Raw genomic sequence first — 24,132 nt, 5'->3', positions numbered from 1 at the left:
TAGGGTACTTTTTTGCAGGCTCAATAGTTGTAACTTGGAAGAACCACACGAAGTTAAACATAAAACGTACGCTTCTCCGTTCCGATTGCACAGTCTTTATACGACTGCACTCGTAGCCCTCACGATTTTGCTCACTGCCGGACAGATCCTGACGCAATATCGGCTGAACAACCTGCAAAAAAACATTCAATTTATTCGATATGCGTCGCTGCAACGGCACCAAAGCCAACAGCTTATCAGTAAGGCACTTCAGCTTCGCGACGCCAGCCAACTAAACGATTTTCGGGCGCACCACCGCGAACTCAAACAAATCTTTGACGGACTCGAGTCCAGCTATTCACAAAGCAGCTCGGGCCGGATCAACGAATGGGACATTACGATTGAGAACAGCCCCAAAGTGCGGGCTATGTTCGACGGTCTGAGGCCAATCTACACCCAACTGGCCCGCTCTACCCGTACGATTCTGTCGTTTCAGACGCCCGAAGCCGTGCAGTCGCCCATAGCGGACTTGGCGATGCAGCAACTCCTTCAGAACCAAAACCCGTTTTTGGGTCAGGTAGATGCCATTGTGCGCCAATACAATGCCGAGATTCGGGAGAAGATCGTGGTTCAGGAATGGATTGAGTTTGCCTTTTACATTCTGACCCTGGCGGTTGTGCTGTACATCGGGCTTAAGCTATTCAGGCCCGCTATCCGGCAGTTGAACCAAACCATTGATCAGCTCATTGCAGCCGAAAATACCACCGCCGAAACCAACCGTAAACTCGTGCGGCTCAACCGATCGCTACACGAAGCCCGGCAACGCCTGTTTCAGGCCACCAAACAACAACATCAGCAGGAAATCAACGATCAGAAACTACGGTCGTCGCTTCTGATTGCGGGTCAGGAAGAAGAACGGAAACGCCTGTCGCGAGAACTGCACGACGGACTGGGGCAAATGATGACCGCCATCAAGCTACAGGTAGAAGGCCTCGAAACCCACCTGAACCGGGTTACCTCGGCCGACGACCCGGTGGCCACCAAGCGCATCAGAGCCTTAAAAGACCTCATTGCGCAGACCATCAGCGAAACCCGATCTATCTCGAATGACCTGATGCCCAGTGTATTGAGCGACTTCGGTATTATTCCGGCCCTGAAGATGCTGGCCGAAACCGCTCTCGATAATCAGGCCAAAACTAACAACCCCGCACCCGACATTCGATTTGAGACCAACCTGCCCTCGGGGCGGCTCGACCGGCACGTTGAGATTTCGTTATACCGCATAACGCAGGAGGCCGTGACCAACGCAATTCGTCACGGAAAACCAACACAAATCACAATTGAGCTTATTGAACGAGAAAACTACTTACATTTGGTTGTTGCCGACAACGGCAGCGGATTTTATGTTCAACGCTTACAGGAACCACACGGCCCCTCGCAGGGCATTCACAACATGCAGGAACGAACAAAACTACTAAACGGTAGGTTCGTCATTCGATCAACCCCCGGTAAAGGCACCAAATTATTTGTCAGCATCCCTTATCAAGTACATTTCTCAGCGTATGAACAAGATACGACTAATGCTCGTTGATGACCACGCCATCGTGCGGGACGGCATCCGCCTGTTGCTCGAACAGGTCGACGACTTTCAGATCATCGATGAAGCCACTGATGGTGAAGAAGCTCTGGAAAAACTGAAAACCGGCCAATCGTCGGACGAAAACCGGCCTGACGTGGTCCTGATGGACATTTCGTTGCCCGGCATGTCGGGGATTCAAACGGCGCAGTCTATTGCCCGGCAGCACAAGCAGGTGCGCGTACTCATGCTCTCGATGCACAACAACGAAGACTACATTCTTCGGTCGGTTGAGGCCGGGGCCGCCGGGTACATTCTGAAAGACACCTCGTCGGACGAAATGGTAAAAGCCATCCGAACGGTGGCCTCCGGTGAGAAGTATTACAGCTCGCCCGTAGCAACGATCATCCTGAACGGGTACATGCAGCAGCTGAAGAAAAGCGACAAAACTGCCCTGAAAACCCGCCGGTCAAAACTTTCCAAAAAGGAAAAGGAAATCCTGCAATTCCTGGTCGAAGGAATGAGCAGTCGCGAGATTGCCGAGAAACTCCAACTGAGCGTCCGGACGGTCGACAATCACCGCGCCAACATGATGCGCCGGTTGCAGGTACGCAACGCGGCCGAGCTGGTGAAGACCGCCGTGGAAGAAAAACTGATCTGACGCTTTGCCCTGTCGCCGATGAATTGAGCTACATCGGCTGACAATAGACCTCTCGCTGAAACTTGAATGGATTTACTTGCGTTACCTGTACAAAACCGGCCGAAAAAGCCGGTTTTGTACGTTTATAGTAGTACATAAAGTTGATAGAGTACACAACCTTTTAAACCTGATACATTATGTCACTTCGCTTAGGAGACATTGCGCCGGACTTTGAAGCCGACACCACCCAGGGCCCTATTCGTTTTCATGAGTGGCTGGGTACCTCGTGGGGAATGCTGTTTTCGCACCCTGCCGATTTCACACCCGTTTGTACCACCGAACTGGGCAAAACGGCTCTCCTCAAAGACGACTTTGCCAAGCGTAACGTTAAAGTTATTGCCGTAAGTGTCGACGATCTGGATTCGCACAACCGCTGGACCCCCGACATTAAGGACGTGACCGGTACGGAAGTAAATTTCCCGATCATTGCCGACCCCGACCGCAAGGTGGCCGAGCTTTACGATATGATTCACCCCAACGCAAGCGAGAAAGCGACCGTACGCTCGGTGTTTGTGATTGGCCCCGATAAAAAAATCAAACTCACGCTGACCTATCCCGCTTCGACGGGCCGCAACTTCAACGAGTTGCTCCGCGTGATTGACTCGCTGCAATTAACAGCTGACTATCAGGTAGCTACCCCCGCCGACTGGCAGGATGGCGAAGACGTGATTGTAACGCCCGCCGTACCGAACGATCAGCTGGAGGAGAAATTTCCGAAAGGCGTCACGTTTGTGAAGCCCTACCTGCGCAAAACACCACAGCCGAATAAGTAAGCGGCCTTATTTTACCTTCTAAAAGCGTGTTGCCCACTAAACGGTCCTGTTTCCGTCTGTTGGCCACACGCTTTTGGTGTTTCTGGCGGGCAACGGGGGTAAACCGCGGCCATTACCCGGCTACGGTAAAGTTACTTCCAAACAAAGAATGCAGACACCGGGTTAGGTTTCTGTCAACCAAACAACACAACGTTATGTCAAAGAACTTGAATCCGCAGCACGACGAAGGCCCAGTGGCGAAAACCATTGAGGAGCAAACCGCCAAGTTACCCTCCGACTTATTTTTATGGGCTGCTTTAGGCTCCATGGGCGTATCGCTCGCACTCAAACTTCAGGGCGAAAATCATAAAGCACTTTTTGTAGGCCAGTGGGCCGCCCCCTTCCTCATTCTGGGTCTTTACAATAAACTGGTGAAGCTCGAAGGATCTGAATAGCCATTTACGGTTTTCAGTTTACGGTTTATGGTTTCCAATAGCCTGAAGCGTTTTTTGACCCGTCAGGCCACTGAAAACTGTAAACCGTAAACTGTAAACTCTATTTTTGTGCATGTCTTTAGGGGTCTTACTTCGGTTTCTGGTTAAGCGATATGAGTTTTGGGGAGCGGTACTGGCGCTGGTACTTGGTGTTATCCTCATCCGGTCGTGCCGCAAAACAGAGGACGATAAGGATTGGCGATTTGTAAAAGGTTACGGCATTCGCCTGCCCATGCACTACACCATGCATGGTTTCGACGTATCGAAACACAATGGCCGAATCGACTGGAAACGAGCCGCCCGCATGGAGTCAGAAGGCGTTCGGATGCGGTTTGTGTACATCAAAGCCTCCGAAGGCGCAACCCTCGCCGACAAGCAGTTTGCCCAGAACTGGAAGGGAGCCGGCAAGGTAGGACTCCCCCGGGGTGCCTACCATTTTTACCACCCCACCCGCGACCCGCACAAGCAGGCGCAGAACTTCATCAAACAGGTTACGCTGAAACCCGGCGACCTTGCCCCTGCCCTCGATTTTGAAGTGGTTAATGGGGTGGGCGAACAAAAACTGATTGCCGATATGCAAATCTGGCTCGACGAGATCGAGGAGCATTACGGCATTCGCCCCGTTATCTACACCAACGGGAGCCTCTATAAACGCTACATCAAGGGTAATTTTGACAAGTATCCGCTCTGGATCGCCGATTACTCCAATACCCACCTCAACGATTACAACCCCGACAAGCTTTACATCTGGCAACACAGCCAAAGTGGCTGGGTGAAAGGAATTCGGGGGCCTGTCGATATCAACACCTTTGTGATGGACTCCATCCGGCTGGCCGAGCTCAGATTGTGAGCGCGGGCACTTAGCCAAGTTTTTTGTAGTTTTACGAGAAATTCCAGTTGTTGAACCGAACCACGCATTTGCCCGCGACTAACTCATGAGCGAGTTTCAACATCCCCTCAGCAACGCACAGATCGAACTTCTTGATCTGTTTGCGCACCCTCTCTCCAACGAGGCTCTTACCGAATTAAAGCAACTGCTTTTGCAATTTAAGTTCGACCAACTGGAGAAGCTGGCCAATCAGGAATGGGAATCGAACAACCTGAATGCCCAAACTATTGAGGATCGTCTGCATGGTCATGCCCGCACTTCGTACCGTTCACAACAGAATTATTTATCAGGAAAGCAGGCTAATCCATGAAGGTTGTTCTGGATACCAATGTGCTACTTGCCTGCTATTCCCCTAAGTCTCGCCTGTTCCCGATTTGGCAATCATTCAGAGCACAGCAGTACACCCTGTGCGTAACCACCGACATTTTGGATGAATACGTTGAACTAATAGCTCGACTCAGTTCTCCATCCATCGCCAATCTGATCGTGGACATCATTACGCAAAGTCCCAATACGCAATTTGTCACCAAACATTTTTTCTGGCAACTAATTGAGGCCGACCCCGATGACAACAAATTTGTTGACTGTGGACTCATTGCCAACGCTCACTTTCTTGTTACCGAAGACAAGCATTTTGATGTACTGAAAACCAAGGGGTTTCCAACCCTCAACGTCATCGGTACCGATGAATTTATAAGCGTTTTACGCGCTCAAGCAATATAAACAACCTGAGACAATCCGATGCTGAAAACTCACTCTTTTACGGCGCTGCCCGCTTACGCCCAACTCCAAACCCACTTCGAGGCCGTTGAACCCCTGCACCTGCGCGATCTGTTTGCCGCCGACCCGGCCCGCTTCGATACATTCTCGCTCCGGTTTGCCGATATGCTGGTCGATTTCTCGAAAAACCGGATCACCCAGGAAACGCACGCGCTACTCGTTCAACTGGCCGAACAGGCCGACCTGAAAGACGCTATCGACAAACTGTTCTCGGGCGACCGGATCAACGCGACCGAAGACCGGGCTGTGCTGCACATTGCCCTGCGGAACCGCTCGAACACGCCGATCCTGGTAGATGGTCAGGATGTAATGCCGGAGGTAAACGAGGTGCTGAGCCGCATGAAAGGGTTTACCGAGCGGATTCGGTCGGGCGAGTGGAAAGGCTATACGGGTAAGGCCATCACCGATGTAGTAAACATTGGTATCGGCGGCTCCGACCTGGGCCCGGTGATGGTCACCGAAGCCCTTAAGCCGTACGCGTCGGACAGCCTGCGGGTACATTTTGTATCGAACGTCGACGGAGTGCATGTGTACGAGACCCTTCAGCAGGTAAACCCCGAAACAACCCTGTTTCTGATTGCCTCCAAGACCTTCACCACCCAGGAAACCATGACCAACGCCGGTACTGCCCGTGACTGGTTCCTGCAAAATGGGGGTACCGAAACCGACATTGCCCGACATTTTGCCGCCCTCTCGACCAACCGGAAGGCGGTCGAAGCGTTTGGCATTGATCCCGAAAATATGTTTGGCTTCTGGGACTGGGTCGGTGGCCGGTACTCGCTGTGGTCGGCCATTGGGTTGTCGATTGCCCTGTACATTGGGTTCGATAATTTTGAAGAGCTACTGGCCGGTGCGCACGATATGGATGTGCATTTCCGCGATACACCCTTTGCCAAAAACATCCCCGTAACCCTGGCGTTGCTGGGTATTTGGTACAATAATTTCTTTGGTGCGCAGACGCAGGCCATCCTGCCGTACGATCAATATTTACACCGGTTTGCGGCTTACTTCCAGCAGGGCGATATGGAGAGCAACGGCAAATCGACCGACCGTACCGGTAACCCCACCGACTACCAAACCGGGCCGATTATCTGGGGTGAGCCGGGCACCAACGGGCAGCACGCTTTTTATCAGCTTATTCATCAGGGTACCAAACTGATTCCGTGCGACTTTATTGCGCCGGCTATCAGCCAACGGCCCATCGGAAATCACCATCAATTGCTTTTGTCCAATTTCTTCGCTCAAACCGAAGCCCTGATGAATGGCAAATCGGCCGAAGAAGCGGCCGAAGAGCTGCGTAAGGCCGGAAAAAGCGAAGAAGAGGTGGCTTTTCTGACGCCATTTAAGGTGTTTTCGGGAAACCGGCCCACCAATTCGATTATGCTCAAACAAGTTACGCCCCGGGCACTCGGCAGCCTGATTGCGATGTACGAACACAAAATCTTTGTGCAGGGCGTGATCTGGAATATCTTTAGTTTTGATCAGTGGGGGGTAGAGTTGGGCAAGCAGTTGGCCAACCGTATTGTACCCGAATTGGCCGACGACGAACCGGTTGGGTCACACGATAATTCAACCAACGGTTTAATTAATTTTTACAAGCACATGAGAAAAAACTAAAACATTGCTTTTCTCTCGTCTGTTAAGGGGGTGTGGTCTGCTTGATCACACCCCTTTTTAGTACAATTCACTAAACGTTATGAAAGTCATGAAAAAATCAGTTTTCGCACTTTGCCTGCTGGCTACGGGTGCAGTCTACGCACAAACAAACTCCGAGTCGACTACGTCAGGCTCGATGTCATCAACGACGACAACCACCAATACAAACATGTCGTCGTCGCCAACGTACAACGCCAACACGACCGGCACCATGAGCGGTACTGAGTCGATGGGAACCGGCACCACCAGCAATGGCACCTACAGCTCAGGCAGCACCGGCAACACAACCGGAACAGGTGCGATGAACAGCGCTCCTACGTACAACGCTACGACTACCACAACGACAACAACTTCCGACTACGGTACTACGCCTACCCGGACTCGGGATACCAACGGCGACCGGGCCTGGGGTAAAGATGGTAAGTTTGGGGTGTATGCGGGTTTGAACTTCTCGCGGTTTGTGAATGAGCCTATCCCGGACGATGCTTACCGCACAGGCTGGCAGGCCGGTATTTACGGCCGCTCGGGTGGTACGATCTTCGGTCAGATTGGTCTGGAGTATCGGAACTCAACCTCAAACTTAGTTCGAAGTGGTTCAGCCATTGGTAACCCAACTTCAGGCACAGCAACAACGGGCGCTGATGTGCGTGGACAAATCGATCAGCACTTCCTGGCTATTCCGGCTTACGTAGGTGCCCGCATCGGTGCTTTGGCTGGTCTGCGTCTGCAAGCTGGTTTGGAACTGTCGTCGCTGGTGTCAATCGGTAACAACAACTTCAATCTGAACCGCGACGACCTGAATCGTACGATTCTGAACGGTCTGCTGGGTGCTGGTATCAACCTTGGGCCTGTAACCCTCGATGCGGTGTACAACCACGGCTTGCAAAACGTATTCGACAACGCGGATACCAAACGCCGGATGTGGGCCTTCAATGTAGGCTTCCGTTTCTAAGCCTGACCAAACAACATTTGCCAGCCACCCCCAACGGGGTGGTTTTTTTGTGCCTCGTTGTCTGGGTTTAGGCAGTATTTCCGAACATAGCCCCTTTTGCCTTGTTATCCAATAGGGCAACAATTGTTACCCACAACTCAACGTGATGAAACATACGGTACAGGTAGCGCTCTGCACACTGGGTGTGCTGGGAGGCAGTTTGGCATACGGCCAACGAAACACAAACGACTACGACCGGTTTCGGTCCGACGACCGCAGCAACCGGCCCGAACGCGATGATCGAGAGTACCGGCGCGATTTCCGCAACGACCGGCCTTACCGGGACGTAAGCCCCTACCGCAATGAACGTTTGGGACCCATGCGCGATGAACGGGAGATGCGCCCATCGGGCAATGGCCGGGAAATGCTCGACGCCTACCGCGAGGGATACCGCGATGGGCAACGGGATACCGAGCGGCTGTTGCGTCGAAATGGTGATGAGCCCGACAAAAACGAACGCGACGACCAACGTGATGATCGACTGAACTACAAAAACTTCACGTTTGGGGTGTATGCAGGTGGCAACTCAACCCGCTTTGAGGGCGAAGATGTGAACGGCGATGCGCTGACGGGCCGATTGGGCTGGCAACTCGGGGGTTTTATCCGGGGTGGAGGCCGTGTATTTGGGCAGATCGGCTTTGAGTACCTGACGTCGAGCAATGATTTTTACCAGAAAGGCGACGGCGCGAACCTGGAAGACATTACCGGCAATATTGATCAGCGGTACATTCACGTACCGGTGTATGTTGGGATCAAACTGGCGCAGTCGCCCCGGGGGGTATCGGCCGTTCGGCTTCAGGTGGGCGCTCAGTATGCCGCGCCAACGGGTGTCCGCAACAATGATTTCAACTTTGAGCGGGGCGATTTCCGCCGGTCGACCATTATGGGGCTGGCCAATCTGGGCTTCGATGCAGGGCCACTCTTTCTGGATCTGGTATACCAGCACGGTTTTGAGGATGTGCTAAAAGAAGTCAGCAACACCAAACGCCGAATTGTGGGGCTCAACGTGGGGCTTAAATTTTAAGTTGAAATGTATAATGTACAGCGCAGAACTAACGATAAATCTCTGGTAGTCAGTGATTTAAATCAATACCCATTGTACATTATACATTTCATAGTCACTTGATTAAGAGTTCTTTGAGGCCGACACGCCGATGCACCCTCATTCACTCTTTGCCATTGGCCGCAAACTGCCGACCTTTGCGCCATGAATACCCTCTTCCCTGTTTTCGTCAAAATTAGCCAGTTGCAAACGCTCGTTGTGGGCGGGGGTTACGTAGGGCTCGAAAAACTCACGGCCCTGCTCAACGCCGATGCCGATGCCCCCATTACGCTCGTTGCCCCCGAGATTCGCGACGAGATTCGGGCATTGGCCGGGCAGCACCCCAACATCACTCTGATTGCAGAAGCCTATAGGCCCGAACACCTGGCCGACCGAGATCTGGTTATTGTCGGCACCAACGACAAGGGCGTAAACCGGCAGGTGCAGCAAGACTGCAAGGCCCGGAAAATTCTGGTCAACGTAGCCGATACGCCCGACCTGTGCGACTTTTACCTCAGTTCGGTCGTGCGCAAAGGCGACCTGAAAATTGCCATTTCGACCAACGGCAAGTCGCCCACATTTGCCAAGCGGTTTCGGGAGGTACTGGAAGATATTCTGCCCGACAGTTTGCAGGAAACCCTCGATAACCTGACGGCTATACGCAATCGGCTCAAAGGCGATTTTGTGCAGAAAATGGAGAAACTGAACGAGATTACAAGTGTGATGCGGAGCGGCAAAGGCGACACAAGCGCACCCGAGTAGACTCAGAAGTGAAACGTGCGCAGCAGATCAATGGGTTGGTTGCGAACAATAAAGATGTACACAAGCCCTGCCAAAACCATGTAGCTGATAATGAGCCATTTCTTTTTGGTATCAAACTCGGCAGGGTTGTGGTGATAGTCGTACACCATGGAGGTTGAGAGGCCCATCACCATTAGAAAGAACGAGAAGATACCGAAATCTGTTCGGTACATGGTCAGCTCGTGCAGAAACCGGGCCCCGGATACAATATACAACAGCCAACAACCAAACCCGGCGCGGTACAGATACACGCTCAGTCGGCGGTCGTTTTTGATGTCAAAGAGGTCTTCTGAAAATTTCTCGGACATGGCAGCTAATTTTAAGTGAAGTTAATCACATATACCTACAAAACCAATTTAGCCCTATGGTTGATTCCCAACCCGTTGAGACGACACCTGCTTACAACGCCATGACGGTTGAGTTAGTACGCGTCGACGATGCATTCCATTTCGAAGCCACCGGCACGTCGGGCGTAGCCCTGCATATCGACGCAGCCACCGACATTGGTGGTCACAACCTCGGCGCCCGCCCGATGGAGATGTTGCTGATGGGGCTGGCATCGTGTAGCGCGATCGATGTGATACTGATTCTGAGTAAGCAGCGGCAGGTAATCGACGATTTCCGGCTTTCGGTGGAGGGGCTGCGCGAAAAAGGAGCTACGCCTGCACCGTTTCAGAAAATTCATATTACGTACAAGCTCAAAGGTAACCTCGACCCCGACCGCGTGAAGCGTGCCGTTGACTTGTCGATGGACAAGTACTGCTCGGCCACCGCGCAGCTGCGGCCCACGGCCGAGATCACCTATTCCATCGAGCTGGCATAACTTGCTGAGCCGTTAGCATTGTGTTTGCAATAATTTCCGAATAAATAGGTTATTGCTAAGAAACCAAGTAAACACAACTGCCATGAAAAAAGTATGGATGGGCCTCGCCCTGCTCACTACCCTATCGACCGTAGCGATGGCCGGACCGGCCTTCAAAGGCAAAAAAGCGAAAGCAAGAGCCAAAGCAAAAAGCGAACATTGCGAAAAAATGGGCTCGTCGAGCTGCTGCATGAAGAAAAAAGCACAGGCTTGATGCCACCGTATTGAATGAACCCAACGCGCCGGGTAGAGTCAAATCTGCCCGGCGCGTTGCGTTTTTTTGTAGTAGATTCGTGCGAATTTTGGCGACTTGCTCCCTTTCGGCTCTACCTCATGCAACAATATCACGATCTGCTGCGGCATATTCTCGCCAACGGCACACGCAAAACTGACCGGACTGGCACTGGTACCATCAGCGTTTTTGGGTATCAGATGCGGTTCGACCTACGCGAGGGCTTCCCCCTGCTGACCACCAAAAAAGTCCATACCAAGTCGATTATTCACGAATTGCTGTGGTTTATCAAGGGCGACACAAACATTAAGTACCTGAAAGACAACGGCGTCAGTATCTGGGACGAATGGGCTGATGAAAACGGCGACCTCGGCCCTGTTTACGGCAAACAGTGGCGGAGTTGGGCGGCTACAGACGGTCGGGTGATTGATCAATTGCAGGACGTACTGAATCAATTAAAACGCTCGCCCGATTCGCGCCGGATGATGGTTTCGGCCTGGAATCCCCCCGATGTGCCCAACATGGCCCTCCCCCCCTGCCATGCCCTTTTTCAGTTTTATGTGGCCGATGGCAAGCTTTCGTGCCAGTTGTATCAGCGCAGTGCCGACGTGTTTCTGGGTGTGCCGTTCAACATTGCCTCATACGCGCTGCTCACCATGATGGTAGCGCAGGAATGCGGCTATGAAGCCCATGAGTTTATCTGGACCGGGGGCGACACGCACCTGTACCTGAATCACTTAGAGCAGGTAGAAACACAGCTTGCCCGCGATTTTCGACCATTGCCCACCATGCGCCTGAACCCGGATGTGCCGTCGATTTTTGATTTTACGTACGCCGATTTTACCCTCGAAAACTACAATCCGCACCCTGCCATCAAGGCACCGGTAGCTATTTAAAATAAGCAGTGGGCAGTAGGCAGTGGCAGTAAGCAGTTGCTTACACACGAAAGCCAGAAAGGCGCGTCAGCCACTGCCCACTGCTTACTGCTACTGCCCACTACTCCCTACTTCTCATGTTTGAATTCCATAAAGACCGGGCGCTATACTTCCAGCATCAGACCCTGAACACCACCCGGTACGTGATTCCGTTTATCGAAGCCGCTACCCCCCTCAAGCCCGGTTGCCGGGTACTCGAAGTGGGTTCGGGTGAGGGCGGTGTACTCAAGGCGTTTGTCGACCGGGGGTGCTACGGTGTGGGCGTCGAACTGGAAGAGCCGAAGGTAAATGTGGCCCGCGCCATGATGGCCGACGATATTGCCGCCGGACGAGCGCAATTTTTTGTCAAGAATATTTACGACACCGACGTGCTGAGCGAATTGGGCGGCCCCTTCGACCTGATTGTGCTGAAAGACGTGATCGAGCATATTTACGATCAGGAGAAATGCCTCGCGTTGCTCAAGACGTTCCTGAAACCGGGCGGCTCCATTTATTTCGGGTTCCCGCCCTGGCAAATGCCGTTTGGGGGGCACCAACAGATTCTGCACAGCAAATTTCTGTCGAAGTTACCCTACTTTCACCTGCTACCCATGCCCCTCTACGTGGGCATCTTGAAGGCATTTGGCGAACGCCCGAAAGGTCTGATCGAAATTAAGGAAACGGGCATTTCGATTGAGCGTTTCGAGCGGATTACCCGTCGGACAGGCTACCGGATTACGAACAAAAAGCACTACCTCATCAATCCGATTTACGAGTTCAAATTCAAGCTAAAACCCCGCGAGCAGTACCCAATTATCAGCAAAATCCCGTACCTGCGCGACTTTGTCACGACCTGCGTGTACTACCTGATTACGCCCAGGGCGTAAGGCTACACCCCCCCCCGGCCCCCTCCTGAATTCAGGAGGGGGTGATGAAAACGTCAATCTTGACTAACTAACGGGATTGAAATGAAACGTAGCATGACTGTTACACCTCTCCCTCCTGTGTTTCAGGAGGGGGCTGGGGGGTGGTCCGGAACGCCGGAGTCTACCTACTTTGCTGAAGCCGTTGGTACTCGCGCTCGATCGGGTCGGGGCCGTTGCCCTGCCAGTAAACCGACAGGTAATGGGACACCAGACCGATACCCCAGCTCAACGTCATGAACAGCGGCCAGGGAAAGCGCCCAATCCGGCGGTCGACAAAAAATGTCAGGGCCAGATAGATCGTCCAAATAGCCGCGTTGATTAATACGTAGGTACGGAGGTGTTGTTTGAACTCAACTCGTTTTTTTGCTTGTTCCCACAAGTACGGGTTACGGTTGGCAGGGGTGTTAGAGGGCGTTTCCATGACGGGGTTTGCATTGCGTTGATTGATGAGCCAAAGGTATATCTCCCCTCGCCCGCAGCCTTGTAGTTTCCGACAAACCGCCCTCTGTACAGGATAAACCCCCTTTTTTTCGGGGTAGATTCCCGCAATAGAAACCATACCCCAAAATCATAACCACGTAACACTTCCATGAACACCTGGCTTGGTAAATACCTCATCCTGATCGGAGCTGCCCTGCTGGTTATAGGTGCGGTGGTGTACTTTGTGGGCGACCGGTGGCCCAGTTGGCTTGTTCCGGGGCGGTTACCCGGCGACATCCGGATCGAAGGCAAAAACGGCGGAGGGTTTTACTTCCCGATCGTCACCTGCATTGTGGCCAGTATTCTGCTCAATCTGCTCATTACGCTCCTCCGGCGATTGTTCTGACAACCGGCCTCTCCATTCCCCCGAATGGCCTAACTTGCAACTCGATATTTCTTACGCTTTCCCATGACAAATGCCGATATAGTCGATCTGTTCGAACAGACCGCCCGCCTGATGGAACTCCACAACGAAGATCCGTTTCGGATTCGCACGTTCTCGTCGGCGGCTTTTAACATCGACAAACTTCAGGACGATATTACCCAACTGCCCATTGCCGAGCTGACGCAGATTCAGGGCATCGGCAAGTCCGTTGCGACGCGTATTCGCGAGATCGTCGAAACAGGGCAACTCACCGACCTCAACGAACTGCTGAACCGCACGCCTGAGGGCGTTCTGGCGATGTTTCGGATCAAAGGCCTGGGGGCAAAAAAAATCCGGGTACTCTGGACCGAACTGGGTATCGACAACATTCGCGACCTGCAAATGGCCGCCGAAAACGGACAGGTAGCCAAAATTAAGGGCTTCGGGGCGGCTACGCAGGAGAAAATTCTGGCATCGCTGGAGTTCTTGCAGAGTCAGGCCGGCAAGGTCAGAATGGACAAGGCCCAGATGCTCGCTCGTGTGCTGTACGATGAATTGAAGCCCGCGTTTCCATCGGTCGAAATAAGCGGGCAGGTACGGCGGCAGGCGCAGGAAGTAGACACCATTCAGCTTTTGGTCGAGACTGCCGACGTAATCGGGGCCATGAACCAGATCGACCAGTTGCCCATGCTCACCCGCAACGACAGCCAATCGTCGCCGTTTGTGTGGCGGGGTCAACTGAGCGGGTCCGACGTGGGCGTCGAAATCAAGCTGGTGCCGGAAGGGCAGCTACCGCGTCGGCTTTTTATCGAAACAGCCGCCGAGGCTCATTTGGAGCAAATAGGCCCCACCGGCATGACGCTCCTACAGGCCGCCCTCACGGCCCCCTCTCCTACCGACGAAGCTATCTACGAACGGGCCGGTCTGCCATTTGTCGTGACCGAAATGCGCGAAGACCAATTTGCCTACCGCTGGGCCTCGCAGCACCACCCCGACGAGCTGGTCACCTGGGAAGACCTGCGCGGCACCCTGCACAACCACAGTACCTGGTCGGACGGCAAGCACACGCTGGCCGAGATGGCGGGCTACGCTCAGTCGCTGGGGTTGAGCTACTTCGGCATTGCCGACCATTCGCAAACGGCCTCGTACGCGCAGGGTCTTCGCCCCGAGCGGGTGGCCGAGCAGCACCGCGAGATCGACGCACTCAACGCGGGCTACGGGGGGGCGTTTCGGATTCTGAAAGGTATTGAGTCGGATATTCTGGGCGACGGTTCGCTCGACTATACGCCCGACGTACTGGCCTCGTTCGATTACGTGGTGGCCTCCGTGCACCAAACGCTCACCATGACCAAAGAAAAGGCCACGGCCCGCTTGCTGAAAGCGATCGAGAACCCGTACACAACCATTCTGGGGCATCCGACCGGCCGGCTGCTGCTGGCCCGCGAAGGCTACCCCATCGACCACAAAGCCATTATCGACGCCTGTGCCGAGCATCAGGTGGTGATCGAAATCAACGCCAGCCCCTACCGGCTCGACATCGACTGGCGCTGGATCGACTACGCGCAGCAACAGGGCGTGATGCTCAGTATCAACCCCGACGCCCACAGCACGGCGGGTCTTCTCGATATGCACTACGGCGTAGCCGTTGGGCGCAAAGGCGGGCTCCTGAAAACGATGACGTTCAACGCCCTGACGCTGACTGAAATGGTCGACTATCTCGCCAAACGTCGGCAGGCAAAAGGGTTTTAGAAAACTGGCGTCGTAGGTGGTTGGGCATGGTTTCCGGCCACCTACTTCGTTAGTTCGTTTTTTGAATGGCTGAGGGCGTCGGAACTATGTTTGAAATAACAACAGGGTACCCCAGCCGCCTGTATTTCGTCGACAATGGCCTGTGTACGACCGTGGTGCGGGGTATGCACCTGCCGCAAATACACCGCCCGAATCTGGCCGGGGTAATGCTTCACCACGTCGCGGTAAATGGTTGGGTCGGCCTGAGTATCGTCGCCGAGCAACACAAACTGCTGGTGGGGGAAAGCCGTCAGAATCCGGGCTATCCGGTCAAGCTTGGTAAAATGCCTGCCCTGCCCGGTTTTCCAGAGTTGCGATAGCCGCTTGAGCTGCCCCAACAGATACACCCCCTCGGGTAGTTGGTGCTCCTCCGCGAACGTCAGGATATAATCATACAGGTTCCACTCGCTACTCGATACGTAGAAAAACGGGTTGGGGCGTCCCTCTGCTGAACAAACCTTAGCCAAAAACTGGTAGTGATTGACCACCCCCTCAAACGGGTCGCGGCTTTGGGCATTTTCGGTCAGTAAAACCTGTAGCCGTTTCCAGATTGTGGCCGAATGCGAAATCAGAAACGTATCGTCAATATCTGAAATAAAGCCGTACTGGGTTGGGTGCGGAATGAGCACGCGGCCGTGTCCAGCAGCCAAAACAGCCGCGTGGGGTGTCTGGTCGGCCAGTAATTCAACCGCTACGGCGTTCCAGCCGTATTGGGGCGCTTTCTCAACGGGATAATCGAACCGAAAAAAACCATCAGCGTCGGTCGTTGTGACCTGATCGGTACCCGCCAGCCGGACCGTCACGTCGGGCATGGGTTTTACCATAAACAGCCGGAGCAACGCGAGCGTATTGGTCCAGACGTTGGGGCTGTACGAACGGCGCGGCATAGGGCCCCGGGTAAACACATGGCCCTGCACAATCTGGTGCGTTTGGCTACCAAAGCCCCGGTACACCCGCACAATAGGGCCACGCGTGAGCCGCATCCACGATAAAAAAGTATCTTTCCAATGGCCAGATCGGGCTCGTATCGGTTTATCCGTTGAGTTTTGTTTTGCTGTCTGTTCCATACTTGCTCAACCACCATGCCCCTCAAACTGTTAGTTGCCGTCAATCCTGCGTCGGGTGGAACCGACAAAACCGAGGCTATCGCCCAAATTCGGGGTTTTTGCCAAGAGCACGAAATCGAGCTTGCGATGCTGATGCTCACCGGCACGGCCGATGGGAAACGCATACAGGAACGGGTTACCCATACCAAACCCGACCGATTGGTAGCCATGGGTGGCGACGGTACCATTAAACTCGTGGCCGAAGTAGCCCTCCGGCACAACCTCCCACTCGGAATCTTACCGACTGGTTCGGCCAATGGCCTTGCCCGCGAACTGGGCCTCCCTACCCAACTGACCGAAGCCCTTGCGGTGGCTACGGGGAGCCTCGAACAGCCCATTGATGTGATCGAGGTAAACGGCGAACTGTGCCTGCACCTGAGCGACATTGGCCTCAACGCTCAGCTTATCAAATACTACCAGCAAAACAACTGGCGCGGTATGCTTGGCTACGCCCGGGGCGTGGTTCGGGTGCTGCTGCGCAAGCGGGTACTGCATGTTACGATCTGCACGCCGGAGAAAGAAATAAGCCGTTCGGCTGAGATGATTGCGCTGGCTAACGCACGTATGTACGGCACCGGTGCCGTGCTCAACCCCGATGGCGACATGGCCGACGGGCAGTTTGAGGTGGTGCTGTTGCGGCAGTTTTCGTGGATTGAGTTCATAAAAATGTTCTGGCGGTTCCGGCCTTTCGATCCCCAGAAAACCGAAATTATCGAAGCCCAATCGGTGCAGATCAGCACCCGCCGGAAAGCCTATTTTCAGGTCGATGGCGAGTACCGGGGCCGCATTACGCAGGTCGATGCCCGCATCAGGCCAGGGGCCTTGCGGGTTATGCTTGCCCAACCCCTGGGCGAGTCAGGCTCCTGAGTGCCAAATGAGTAAACAAATACGGCTTTTGTATTTCTTAGAACAAATCCCGGTGATGCACCACCGGGATTTGTTTATGTTTGCGTTTTCTTAAACCTACCCCAACCTATGCCGCATCGTTTACCTATTTTTTGCCAACGTTTTGTCTGGCAACCGGCTTTTTTATGGCTCCTACTGACCAGCCTGACCGGGGCCTACGGACAGCAGACCACTCTGGCCATTGCCGGTTACGTGCGCGAAACGGCTACAAATACTCCGATTACAGGCGTCAACGTATTTGTGCAGGAAATCCGGAAGGGGGTTTCGACCGACCGTGATGGGTATTACCTCGTCTCGTTGCCAGCGGGCACTTACACGGTCACGTTTTCGTCGGTTGGTTACCTGCGGAAGACGCAAACAATCAGGATTCCCCCCAGCCAACTGGCCAACGACGTGAATCTTGACGTTGACACCAAGCTACTGAACGAAGTAACCGTCAAAACCGAATCGGCCGACCGCAACGTTAAAAAAGTTGAGATGGGGGTCAATCAGCTGGCCATTCGCAACATCAAACGAATGCCTGCCCTCATGGGCGAGGTCGATGTGGTGCGAAGCCTGCTGCTGCTGCCGGGCGTGACCACCGTGGGCGAAGGGGCTACGGGCATCAACGTGCGCGGGGGTAGCGTAGACCAGAACCTGGTGCTGCTCGACGATGCACCGGTGTACAACTCCTCGCACCTGATGGGCTTTTTCTCGGTGTTTAACCCCGATGCCGTGCGCGACGTAACCTTGCAGAAAGGCTCCCTGCCTGCCCGGTATGGCGGCCGTATTTCGTCGGTACTGGATGTGCGTACCAAAGAACCCGAAACCGAGCGGCTCACCGTCAGTGGTGGCTTGGGGCTGGTATCGAGCCGGCTGGGGGTAGAGGGTCCAATTGGTTCGCGTAAACTTTCGTTTCTGGCCGATGGTCGACTCTCGGCCAACAACTTTCTGTTTCAGCTTGGGCCAGCCAACATCCGCGACACCCGCGCCAACTTCTACGACCTGACTACCAAAGTCAAGTTTTTACCGAACGAAAAAAACACGATCTGGCTCTCGGGCTACGCCAGCAATGACCGGATTCGGTTTCCGTCTGACTCGCTTATTTCTATCGGTGTTCGCTCGTCGCGCACCGACTTCGACTACCAGATCACCAATGCCTCATTGAAGTGGAACCATGCCTTCTCTGATGCCTTCAGCGTGACCACCACGGGCGTAGTGGCCCGGTACGCGGCCGCCCTGTCGGTACCCGATTCGGCAAGTGCGTTCCGGCTCCAATCGACGCTCCTGACGGGCATCGGCAAGGTCGAAGCCGACTACCAGCAGGGGCAGCACCGGCTGTCGGGGGGGCTTATTGCCACGCACTACGGGTTGTCGCCCAACACGCTTACGCCGGGGCCCGTGTCGAGTCAGTTACCGCTGACGCTGCCCACCGAGCAGGCCCTCGAAGCAGCCGTATTTGTGGAAGATGAATTTCGGCCCACCGAAAAGTTCTCGATTCTGGGCGGGCTACGGTACACCCGATTTTTCAATCTGGGGCCGGGTACCGTACAAACGTATAACCCTGAGGGGCCGCGCCTGCCCGACAACGTAATTGGGCAAACCGTTTTCGGGCGGGGGGCTGTGGCCGAAACCTACGGCGGCCTGGAGCCCCGCCTGGCCCTGCGGTGGTCGCCTAAACCCGAGCAATCGGTCAAGGTGTCGTACACCCGAATGCAGCAGTTTCTGCATCTGATTACCAACACCCAGGCGGCTCTGCCCACCTCGCGCTGGAAACTGAGCGACGCCAACATTCGGCCCCAGATTGCCGATCAGCTCTCGGCCGGTTATTTCCTGAACCTCCAGGCCAACACCTACGAACTGTCGGGCGAGGTGTACTACCGGCGAATTCGGGACGCCATCGACTACCGCGACGGTGCCCGGCTACTGCTCAACCCCACGCCCGAAACCGAGTTATTGCAGGGCGAGGGCAAAGCTTATGGAGCCGAGCTGATGCTGCGTAAAAACAACGGTTTCCTGACCGGCTGGGCCAGCTATGCCTATTCGCGCAGCTTGCTGCTTATCAATGGGCCTTACGCAGGCGAGCAGATAAACAACGGCAACTGGTTCCCGGCCAATTTCGACAAGCCCCACTCGCTTAATCTGGTCGCCATTTACCGGCCCTCACGCAAGTTTAATGCCTCGTTTAACTTCACCTACAGCACCGGTCGGCCGGTTACAGCCCCCTATGCTAAAGCGCGGATCAACGGCATTGCTATCCCGATCTACCTCGATCGAAACCAGCAACGGATACCCGATTATCACCGGCTCGACCTGTCGCTGACCTGGGAGAAAGACCCCGATAAACCGGGCCGGTTCTGGTACAGCTGGGTGTTCTCGGTGTACAACCTGTACGGCCGTAAAAACGCGTATTCGGTGTTTTATAAGCTCCGGTCCAGCTCGATGAGCGACGCCTACAAGCTATCGATTTTTGCGTCGCCGATTCCGTCGCTCACGTACAATTTCAAATTTTAACCCGCCACTCAGCCCCTATACCCCCATGAAGGTTCTCCATTATCTATCGTTTGTGCTGCTGTGGCTGGCATTTTCGTGCGTGACCCCCTACAACCCCGACACCCAGTCGCTCGACGGGAAGCTGGTGGTGGATGGCAACGTGACCGATCAACCCGGTCGCAACGGCATCAACCTGACCCTTACCACCGATTACACCGTGACGGGTCTTAATTTTTTGGTAACCAAAGCCACCGTCTACGTAATCGACGACCGGGGGCAGCGCATCAGCTACCGTGAGAGTACAGGCGGCAACTACCAGCCCGTCGACGCGAACTGGAAAGGGCAGGTTGGCCGGACATACACGCTTTTCATCCAAACCACCGACGGCCGACAGTACCAATCGACCCCCCAGCTGATGCGAGCCGTGCCGCCCATCGACACGCTCTACTACGAGTACACGCGCAAACCGGGCGTGAGTACACAAACCGTCAATAAAGGGTTTGATCTGTACATCGACACCAAAGACCCAGCTACCCCCGGTGACTATTACCGCTGGCGCTGGAAGCATTACGAGCTGATTAACTATTGCCGAACCAATGAGGTACAGCAGGGGCCCAGCACCGTGATTTATGGCTTTTACTGCTGCGAAACCTGCTGGGATATCGAACAGTGCTACGGTTGCAACAATACCGGTGCCGACACACGCATAAACGGCAACAAAATAGCCCGGCAACCCATCGTGCGGATTCCGTACAACAGTACCAGTCGGTATTACGTAGAAGTGGAGCAGGAGTCGCTCACTCCCGAAGCGTACCAATACTGGAACACGGTATCGCAGCTGACACAGAATAACGGCGGTATTTTCGACGCGACGCCCGTGCCTCTCAAGGGCAACATAACCTGCACCAACCGCACTGGTGAGCTGGCATTCGGCTTTTTTGGAGCGTCGAGCGTTTCGCTCAAAGCGACGTTTGTTGACCGCAGCAAGGCCCCCGACACCCCCGATACCCGCATTATACCCATTGTGCCACCGGGACCGCTTACGCCCTGCTCCCGTTGCGTAGAAAGCCCTTTCCGAACGCAGATTACCCCGCGATTCTGGAAGTATTAGCCGTATCTTTGCGCCAATATGCCCAAGTTTCTGATACTCCGATTTTCGTCGATCGGCGACATTGTGTTGACCACTCCCGTTGTGCGCTGCCTCAAACAGCAAGTGCCTAACGCCGAGGTGCATTTCTGCACCAAAAAGTCGTTTGCAGGACTACTTGAGCATAACCCGTACATTGATCGGACCCACGTTCTCGACGGGTCGCTGAATACGCTCATTGGGCAACTCAACGCCGAGCAGTTCGACTACATCATCGACCTGCACCACAACCTGCGCACGTCGATTATCAAGTTGCGGCTCACGTTGGCCCGCCCGGCCATCCGGTCGTTCAGCTTCGATAAGCTCAACACCCGAAAGTGGCTCCTGACCCGCTGGAAGGTAAACACCATGCCACCCGTGCACATTGTGGATCGGTACATGGCTACCCTGCACACCTTCGGGGTGATCAACGACGAGCAGGGCCTCGATTACGTTATCCCCTACCGCGATCAGGTAGAGCCCGACTGGCTCCCGGCTACGCATCGCCCGCACTATGTAGCCTACGCTATTGGGGGGCAGCACAACACCAAAAAGTTGCCAGTACCCCGCATGATTGAGCTATGCCGCAAAATTGATTATCCAATAGTGTTGCTGGGGGGCAAAGAAGACGCGGCCGCCGGGGCCGAAATCGAACAGGCGCTGGGCTCCAAACTGATTTACAACGCCTGCGGCAAATACAACCTCAACCAGTCGGCCTCGCTGCTGCAACAGGCGCGGGTAGTGTTCAGCCACGATACCGGTCTGATGCACATTGCGTCGGCCCTGAAAAAAAAGGTGTATTCCATCTGGGGCAATACCACGCCCTTGTTTGGCATGTTTCCCTACAAAACCCCTTACGCCATCCTCGAAAACAACGACCTCTCGTGTCGGCCGTGCTCCAAAATTGGCTACGCCAAATGCCCGCTGGGGCATTTTAAGTGCATGAATGACCTTTCGTTTGAATTTGAAGTAAAGGAACTCCGGCGCAAAAACGTCTGATCGGCGTTGTCTATTTGCTCAGATACACCTCCCGGTTGCGTACCAGCAACGAGACATAGTAATGTCCCGGCACGGGGTTGCCATCTACAGTGGCGGGTTTCCAGCGCGGAATCTGCTTTACGGCCGTTTTGAGCACCTCGCTTAGGTCGTCGTCTGGTGCGCTGATACTCAGGTTTGTGAGTAGGCCGTCGGCTTCGATAATACCTAACACCGACACGTACCGGTCCAGATTGGTCGACTCAAAGCCTCCCTTTCGGAGTTCGGCCTTGAGCGTTGCCAGAAAATCGGCTTCGGTCATGGCCATACCAGCGGGTTTAATAAAGTCGTCGCACAGGAGCGGTTGCCCATTCTGATCAAAACATTTGCTTTCGCGCGGCATTCCCCATTTATAGTACGCCCGGCGCTTGGTCGAGCCGTCGGGGTAGAATACCAGCAGGGGACCGTGCATTTCGCCGTTTTTGTAATCGCACGACCAGTAGGTTTGGCCATTCGGATACCACGACCGGGTAATGCCGTGTTTGATACCCTGATCATAATTGACGTAATGCTCTTCGGCAATGCGCACACCCGACGGCGTAAACGTGCGCACCACGGCTACTTCTCGTCGTTTATTCAGGAAGGTAATTTCCTCTATGTAAGTCCCATGATCGCGCCGTTCGAACAGCGGATTTACATCTGGATTCGGTGCGGGAGCCGATACCACCAGGCACAGCAAAGCCCCCCATAGAATAAAGTTCATACGGCAGTTTGATGAAGCGTGAATTTCATGGGGGTTGATTCGGAACGAGGTTTCAGTTGACCCAAACTCCGTTCCAAATCCGTTGAGCGTATCGATTAGCTACGAACACCAGCTGCGTAGTACAGCTGAGCCACCGCTTTCTGGTACTTACTTTTCAGTTCTTCAAGCTTGATCTGCATGTCGATGAGCTTAGTTTCCCGGGTGTTAACCAGAAACAGCGAGCTCTCGCCCAGATCAAACCGCTGCTGCTCGGCCTGCAACAGCCGGAGCTGATTTTGCACGGCCTGTTGTTGCAGAGCCAATTGCCGGTTCAAAGCCTTGATCTCGTTGTACGCTGTGTTGACCCCGTTTTGCACATCGCGGCCGGTTTGGGTGCGGTCCCACTGCAGCTGCTGCGTTTTGATCTGCACCTGCCGCAGTTTACCCCGCTCCTTCCGCAGAAACAGCGGCAGGGCAAAGTCGACCCCTACTTTGTAGTTGTTCAGTCCAAACCCATACACGTCGCGCATTTCGGGCGTAGTCATGTTGGCCTGACTCAACAACTGCCCCGATACGCTGAACTGCGGTTGCAGCAACGACCGGCGGAATTGCTCTTCGATGCGCTGCTGCCGGATTTTCAGATCAAGCGAAACCAGTTCGGGGTGCGACTCAGCGGCCCGCTGCCCCAGCAACTGAAACAGCGACTCATCGACCAGACCATCCTGTGCCACCTGCGGCACAGCCAAGTCGGGCAGCTCCACCGGCTGACCAGCCTCGTTCCAGAGGTAGGTCGACAAGATCAGGCGGGCATTCTGCAAATTCACCAGCGACTGCTCCAGTTGCACCTGCCGATCCTGCACGGTTATGGTTGCTTCGACCGAGTCGATGGCGGCTGCATCGCCAATAACCACACGCTGCTTGACGGCCCGAGCCCGCAGATCGGCCAGCTGAAAACCCTCGCGCAGTAAATCGACCTGCCGCTGCGCCAAATACCAGTTCCAGTACTCTTTGGCGGCATTGAGCCAGATTTTGTTAATCTCCTTCACGCGGTCGGCTTCAGCGAGTGAGGGCAACAGTTGCGCCTGCCGGAGCGTAGCCCGCCGGGAGTCAATCAGCAGGCCCTGACCAATGGGGATGCTCACCCCCACACCCAGCAACCCCGAGTCGGGGGTTCGGAGCTCCGGGTTCACACGCGCTCCCGTGAACCGATCGTAAGTGAGTTTAAAATCGGCTCCGCCCAGCCACACGGGCACTTTCAGCTCATTGGCCCAATTATTATAATACAGTGAACCTGGTTTACCGGGCTCTCCAAACTCTTTGCGACCAAACCCCGAACTGAGTTTCGGGTCGAAAAAGCCCCGGGCCTGCAACAGTTCCTGCCGGGCCGACTCAGGCAAGAGGTTAGCCTGCCGCACCAACGGATGGTTGGCCATGATAAAATCGGCCAGATCGCTAAAGGCAAACACCCGGGCGCGTGTGGTATCCTGGGCTTGCAGCGGCAGCGTTAGCAGAAAACTAAGCGCCAGCCAACCGAAACCGTACATCCAGACCGGTTTTTGAAACCGGTACATAAACCGGC

Annotated in this window: 26 protein-coding genes; 21 read left to right on the top strand and 5 right to left on the bottom strand. The window is 54.4% G+C overall.

The window, feature by feature from the left end; genetic code table 11:
- The first annotated feature begins 85 nt into the window (after nt 1-85).
- From RUDLU_RS27945 to RUDLU_RS0121735, 11 genes are all read left to right on the top strand, one after another.
- Nucleotides 86-1,570: an ATP-binding protein gene (locus RUDLU_RS27945; RefSeq protein ID WP_019990556.1), complete on the top strand. Its 1,485-nt coding sequence runs from the start codon at nt 86-88 to the stop codon at nt 1,568-1,570.
- Complete coding sequence (locus tag RUDLU_RS0121785; protein ID WP_245581701.1) at nt 1,542-2,216, top strand: response regulator transcription factor; 675 nt, start codon at nt 1,542-1,544, stop codon at nt 2,214-2,216. The genes RUDLU_RS27945 and RUDLU_RS0121785 overlap by 29 nt, the downstream gene beginning before the upstream one ends.
- 176 nt (nt 2,217-2,392) lie before the next feature.
- Nucleotides 2,393-3,028: a peroxiredoxin gene (locus RUDLU_RS0121775; protein WP_019990553.1), complete on the top strand. Its 636-nt coding sequence runs from the start codon at nt 2,393-2,395 to the stop codon at nt 3,026-3,028.
- 194 nt (nt 3,029-3,222) lie between these two features.
- On the top strand, nt 3,223-3,462 hold the full coding sequence (locus tag RUDLU_RS0121770) for a hypothetical protein (RefSeq protein WP_019990552.1): 240 nt from the start codon (nt 3,223-3,225) through the stop codon (nt 3,460-3,462).
- 112 nt (nt 3,463-3,574) lie between these two features.
- Nucleotides 3,575-4,351 (top strand): glycoside hydrolase family 25 protein, encoded by a 777-nt coding sequence (locus tag RUDLU_RS27940; protein ID WP_019990551.1) that lies wholly within the window; start codon nt 3,575-3,577, stop codon nt 4,349-4,351.
- A gap of 85 nt (nt 4,352-4,436) precedes the next feature.
- Nucleotides 4,437-4,700 (top strand): hypothetical protein, encoded by a 264-nt coding sequence (locus RUDLU_RS0121760; RefSeq protein ID WP_019990550.1) that lies wholly within the window; start codon nt 4,437-4,439, stop codon nt 4,698-4,700.
- The gene (locus RUDLU_RS0121755; protein ID WP_019990549.1) at nt 4,697-5,113 is read left to right on the top strand and encodes a putative toxin-antitoxin system toxin component, PIN family; all 417 of its coding nucleotides are present in this window, start codon (nt 4,697-4,699) and stop codon (nt 5,111-5,113) included. The genes RUDLU_RS0121760 and RUDLU_RS0121755 overlap by 4 nt, the downstream gene beginning before the upstream one ends.
- Nucleotides 5,114-5,131: 18 nt before the next feature.
- Nucleotides 5,132-6,787: a glucose-6-phosphate isomerase gene (gene pgi, locus RUDLU_RS0121750; protein ID WP_019990548.1), complete on the top strand. Its 1,656-nt coding sequence runs from the start codon at nt 5,132-5,134 to the stop codon at nt 6,785-6,787.
- A gap of 88 nt (nt 6,788-6,875) precedes the next feature.
- Nucleotides 6,876-7,778, top strand: coding sequence for a PorT family protein (locus RUDLU_RS0121745; protein ID WP_245581700.1), 903 nt, complete (start codon nt 6,876-6,878; stop codon nt 7,776-7,778).
- A gap of 145 nt (nt 7,779-7,923) precedes the next feature.
- The gene (locus tag RUDLU_RS0121740) at nt 7,924-8,841 is read left to right on the top strand and encodes a porin family protein (RefSeq protein WP_019990546.1); all 918 of its coding nucleotides are present in this window, start codon (nt 7,924-7,926) and stop codon (nt 8,839-8,841) included.
- A gap of 183 nt (nt 8,842-9,024) precedes the next feature.
- The gene (locus RUDLU_RS0121735) at nt 9,025-9,621 is read left to right on the top strand and encodes a precorrin-2 dehydrogenase/sirohydrochlorin ferrochelatase family protein (RefSeq protein ID WP_019990545.1); all 597 of its coding nucleotides are present in this window, start codon (nt 9,025-9,027) and stop codon (nt 9,619-9,621) included.
- Between the two features lie 2 nt (nt 9,622-9,623).
- Here RUDLU_RS0121735 and RUDLU_RS0121730 read toward each other — a convergent pair whose 3' ends face one another.
- On the bottom strand, nt 9,624-9,968 hold the full coding sequence (locus RUDLU_RS0121730; RefSeq protein WP_019990544.1) for a hypothetical protein: 345 nt from the start codon (nt 9,966-9,968) through the stop codon (nt 9,624-9,626).
- 56 nt (nt 9,969-10,024) lie between these two features.
- Here RUDLU_RS0121730 and RUDLU_RS0121725 point away from each other — a divergent pair, with 56 nt between their 5' ends.
- The 4 genes from RUDLU_RS0121725 (at nt 10,025) to RUDLU_RS0121710 (ending at nt 12,555) form a co-directional block, all read left to right on the top strand.
- The gene (locus RUDLU_RS0121725) at nt 10,025-10,483 is read left to right on the top strand and encodes an OsmC family protein (protein WP_027303290.1); all 459 of its coding nucleotides are present in this window, start codon (nt 10,025-10,027) and stop codon (nt 10,481-10,483) included.
- An 82-nt stretch (nt 10,484-10,565) separates the two neighbouring features.
- Nucleotides 10,566-10,736 (top strand): hypothetical protein, encoded by a 171-nt coding sequence (locus RUDLU_RS30075; protein WP_019990542.1) that lies wholly within the window; start codon nt 10,566-10,568, stop codon nt 10,734-10,736.
- Nucleotides 10,737-10,855: 119 nt separating this feature from the next.
- Nucleotides 10,856-11,650 (top strand): thymidylate synthase, encoded by a 795-nt coding sequence (locus RUDLU_RS0121715; protein ID WP_027303289.1) that lies wholly within the window; start codon nt 10,856-10,858, stop codon nt 11,648-11,650.
- A 116-nt stretch (nt 11,651-11,766) separates the two neighbouring features.
- Nucleotides 11,767-12,555 carry a class I SAM-dependent methyltransferase gene (locus RUDLU_RS0121710; RefSeq protein ID WP_019990540.1) on the top strand — a complete coding sequence of 263 codons (789 nt, stop codon included), beginning with the start codon at nt 11,767-11,769 and terminating at the stop codon, nt 12,553-12,555.
- Nucleotides 12,556-12,715: 160 nt separating this feature from the next.
- Here the strand turns inward: RUDLU_RS0121710 and RUDLU_RS0121705 are convergent, their stop codons facing one another.
- Nucleotides 12,716-13,015 (bottom strand): 2TM domain-containing protein, encoded by a 300-nt coding sequence (locus tag RUDLU_RS0121705; protein ID WP_019990539.1) that lies wholly within the window; start codon nt 13,013-13,015, stop codon nt 12,716-12,718.
- Between the two features lie 168 nt (nt 13,016-13,183).
- Here RUDLU_RS0121705 and RUDLU_RS0121700 point away from each other — a divergent pair, with 168 nt between their 5' ends.
- Together RUDLU_RS0121700 and RUDLU_RS0121695 are read left to right on the top strand one after the other, a co-directional pair.
- Nucleotides 13,184-13,420 carry a DUF2905 domain-containing protein gene (locus tag RUDLU_RS0121700; RefSeq protein ID WP_019990538.1) on the top strand — a complete coding sequence of 79 codons (237 nt, stop codon included), beginning with the start codon at nt 13,184-13,186 and terminating at the stop codon, nt 13,418-13,420.
- A 63-nt stretch (nt 13,421-13,483) separates the two neighbouring features.
- Entirely contained in the window at nt 13,484-15,187 is a 1,704-nt protein-coding gene (locus tag RUDLU_RS0121695; protein WP_019990537.1) for a helix-hairpin-helix domain-containing protein, read from the top strand.
- Nucleotides 15,188-15,228: 41 nt separating this feature from the next.
- On the opposite strand, the gene RUDLU_RS0121690 is transcribed toward RUDLU_RS0121695, so the two are convergent.
- Nucleotides 15,229-16,293, bottom strand: coding sequence for an App1 family protein phosphatidate phosphatase (locus RUDLU_RS0121690; protein ID WP_027303288.1), 1,065 nt, complete (start codon nt 16,291-16,293; stop codon nt 15,229-15,231).
- A 15-nt stretch (nt 16,294-16,308) separates the two neighbouring features.
- Here RUDLU_RS0121690 and RUDLU_RS0121685 point away from each other — a divergent pair, with 15 nt between their 5' ends.
- The 4 genes from RUDLU_RS0121685 to RUDLU_RS0121670 all read left to right on the top strand — a co-directional run bounded on the left by RUDLU_RS0121685 (nt 16,309) and on the right by RUDLU_RS0121670 (nt 21,835).
- Nucleotides 16,309-17,199 (top strand): diacylglycerol/lipid kinase family protein, encoded by an 891-nt coding sequence (locus RUDLU_RS0121685; RefSeq protein WP_019990535.1) that lies wholly within the window; start codon nt 16,309-16,311, stop codon nt 17,197-17,199.
- 108 nt (nt 17,200-17,307) lie between these two features.
- On the top strand, nt 17,308-19,731 hold the full coding sequence (locus tag RUDLU_RS0121680) for a TonB-dependent receptor (RefSeq protein WP_019990534.1): 2,424 nt from the start codon (nt 17,308-17,310) through the stop codon (nt 19,729-19,731).
- A 25-nt stretch (nt 19,732-19,756) separates the two neighbouring features.
- Entirely contained in the window at nt 19,757-20,821 is a 1,065-nt protein-coding gene (locus RUDLU_RS0121675) for a DUF4249 domain-containing protein (protein ID WP_019990533.1), read from the top strand.
- An 18-nt stretch (nt 20,822-20,839) separates the two neighbouring features.
- Nucleotides 20,840-21,835, top strand: coding sequence for a glycosyltransferase family 9 protein (locus RUDLU_RS0121670; RefSeq protein ID WP_019990532.1), 996 nt, complete (start codon nt 20,840-20,842; stop codon nt 21,833-21,835).
- Nucleotides 21,836-21,845: 10 nt separating this feature from the next.
- On the opposite strand, the gene RUDLU_RS0121665 is transcribed toward RUDLU_RS0121670, so the two are convergent.
- Entirely contained in the window at nt 21,846-22,574 is a 729-nt protein-coding gene (locus tag RUDLU_RS0121665) for a hypothetical protein (RefSeq protein ID WP_019990531.1), read from the bottom strand.
- Nucleotides 22,575-22,669: 95 nt separating this feature from the next.
- Nucleotides 22,670-24,124: a TolC family protein gene (locus RUDLU_RS0121660; RefSeq protein WP_169578065.1), complete on the bottom strand. Its 1,455-nt coding sequence runs from the start codon at nt 24,122-24,124 to the stop codon at nt 22,670-22,672.
- Nucleotides 24,125-24,132: the final 8 nt, after the last annotated feature.

It is taken from the genome of Rudanella lutea DSM 19387 (assembly GCF_000383955.1).
GTDB classification, from domain to species: domain Bacteria; phylum Bacteroidota; class Bacteroidia; order Cytophagales; family Spirosomataceae; genus Rudanella; species Rudanella lutea.
The sequence above is the reverse complement of the archived record's forward strand: the minus strand, read 5'-3'. Positions and strand labels throughout refer to the sequence as shown.

Bases quoted from the DNA above. Each gene is read 5' to 3' on its own strand.
- RUDLU_RS0121785 (WP_245581701.1), top strand. From the start codon at position 1,542: ATGAACAAGATACGACTAATGCTCGTTGATGACCACGCCATCGTGCGG.
- RUDLU_RS0121775 (WP_019990553.1), top strand. From the start codon at position 2,393: ATGTCACTTCGCTTAGGAGACATTGCGCCGGACTTTGAAGCCGACACC.
- RUDLU_RS0121770 (WP_019990552.1), top strand. From the start codon at position 3,223: ATGTCAAAGAACTTGAATCCGCAGCACGACGAAGGCCCAGTGGCGAAA.
- RUDLU_RS27940 (WP_019990551.1), top strand. From the start codon at position 3,575: ATGTCTTTAGGGGTCTTACTTCGGTTTCTGGTTAAGCGATATGAGTTT.
- RUDLU_RS0121760 (WP_019990550.1), top strand. From the start codon at position 4,437: ATGAGCGAGTTTCAACATCCCCTCAGCAACGCACAGATCGAACTTCTT.
- RUDLU_RS0121755 (WP_019990549.1), top strand. From the start codon at position 4,697: ATGAAGGTTGTTCTGGATACCAATGTGCTACTTGCCTGCTATTCCCCT.
- pgi (WP_019990548.1), top strand. From the start codon at position 5,132: ATGCTGAAAACTCACTCTTTTACGGCGCTGCCCGCTTACGCCCAACTC.
- RUDLU_RS0121745 (WP_245581700.1), top strand. From the start codon at position 6,876: ATGAAAAAATCAGTTTTCGCACTTTGCCTGCTGGCTACGGGTGCAGTC.
- RUDLU_RS0121740 (WP_019990546.1), top strand. From the start codon at position 7,924: ATGAAACATACGGTACAGGTAGCGCTCTGCACACTGGGTGTGCTGGGA.
- RUDLU_RS0121735 (WP_019990545.1), top strand. From the start codon at position 9,025: ATGAATACCCTCTTCCCTGTTTTCGTCAAAATTAGCCAGTTGCAAACG.
- RUDLU_RS0121730 (WP_019990544.1), bottom strand. From the start codon at position 9,968: ATGTCCGAGAAATTTTCAGAAGACCTCTTTGACATCAAAAACGACCGC.
- RUDLU_RS0121725 (WP_027303290.1), top strand. From the start codon at position 10,025: ATGGTTGATTCCCAACCCGTTGAGACGACACCTGCTTACAACGCCATG.
- RUDLU_RS30075 (WP_019990542.1), top strand. From the start codon at position 10,566: ATGAAAAAAGTATGGATGGGCCTCGCCCTGCTCACTACCCTATCGACC.
- RUDLU_RS0121715 (WP_027303289.1), top strand. From the start codon at position 10,856: ATGCAACAATATCACGATCTGCTGCGGCATATTCTCGCCAACGGCACA.
- RUDLU_RS0121710 (WP_019990540.1), top strand. From the start codon at position 11,767: ATGTTTGAATTCCATAAAGACCGGGCGCTATACTTCCAGCATCAGACC.
- RUDLU_RS0121705 (WP_019990539.1), bottom strand. From the start codon at position 13,015: ATGGAAACGCCCTCTAACACCCCTGCCAACCGTAACCCGTACTTGTGG.
- RUDLU_RS0121700 (WP_019990538.1), top strand. From the start codon at position 13,184: ATGAACACCTGGCTTGGTAAATACCTCATCCTGATCGGAGCTGCCCTG.
- RUDLU_RS0121695 (WP_019990537.1), top strand. From the start codon at position 13,484: ATGACAAATGCCGATATAGTCGATCTGTTCGAACAGACCGCCCGCCTG.
- RUDLU_RS0121690 (WP_027303288.1), bottom strand. From the start codon at position 16,293: ATGGAACAGACAGCAAAACAAAACTCAACGGATAAACCGATACGAGCC.
- RUDLU_RS0121685 (WP_019990535.1), top strand. From the start codon at position 16,309: ATGCCCCTCAAACTGTTAGTTGCCGTCAATCCTGCGTCGGGTGGAACC.
- RUDLU_RS0121680 (WP_019990534.1), top strand. From the start codon at position 17,308: ATGCCGCATCGTTTACCTATTTTTTGCCAACGTTTTGTCTGGCAACCG.
- RUDLU_RS0121675 (WP_019990533.1), top strand. From the start codon at position 19,757: ATGAAGGTTCTCCATTATCTATCGTTTGTGCTGCTGTGGCTGGCATTT.
- RUDLU_RS0121670 (WP_019990532.1), top strand. From the start codon at position 20,840: ATGCCCAAGTTTCTGATACTCCGATTTTCGTCGATCGGCGACATTGTG.
- RUDLU_RS0121665 (WP_019990531.1), bottom strand. From the start codon at position 22,574: ATGAACTTTATTCTATGGGGGGCTTTGCTGTGCCTGGTGGTATCGGCT.
- RUDLU_RS0121660 (WP_169578065.1), bottom strand. From the start codon at position 24,124: ATGTACCGGTTTCAAAAACCGGTCTGGATGTACGGTTTCGGTTGGCTG.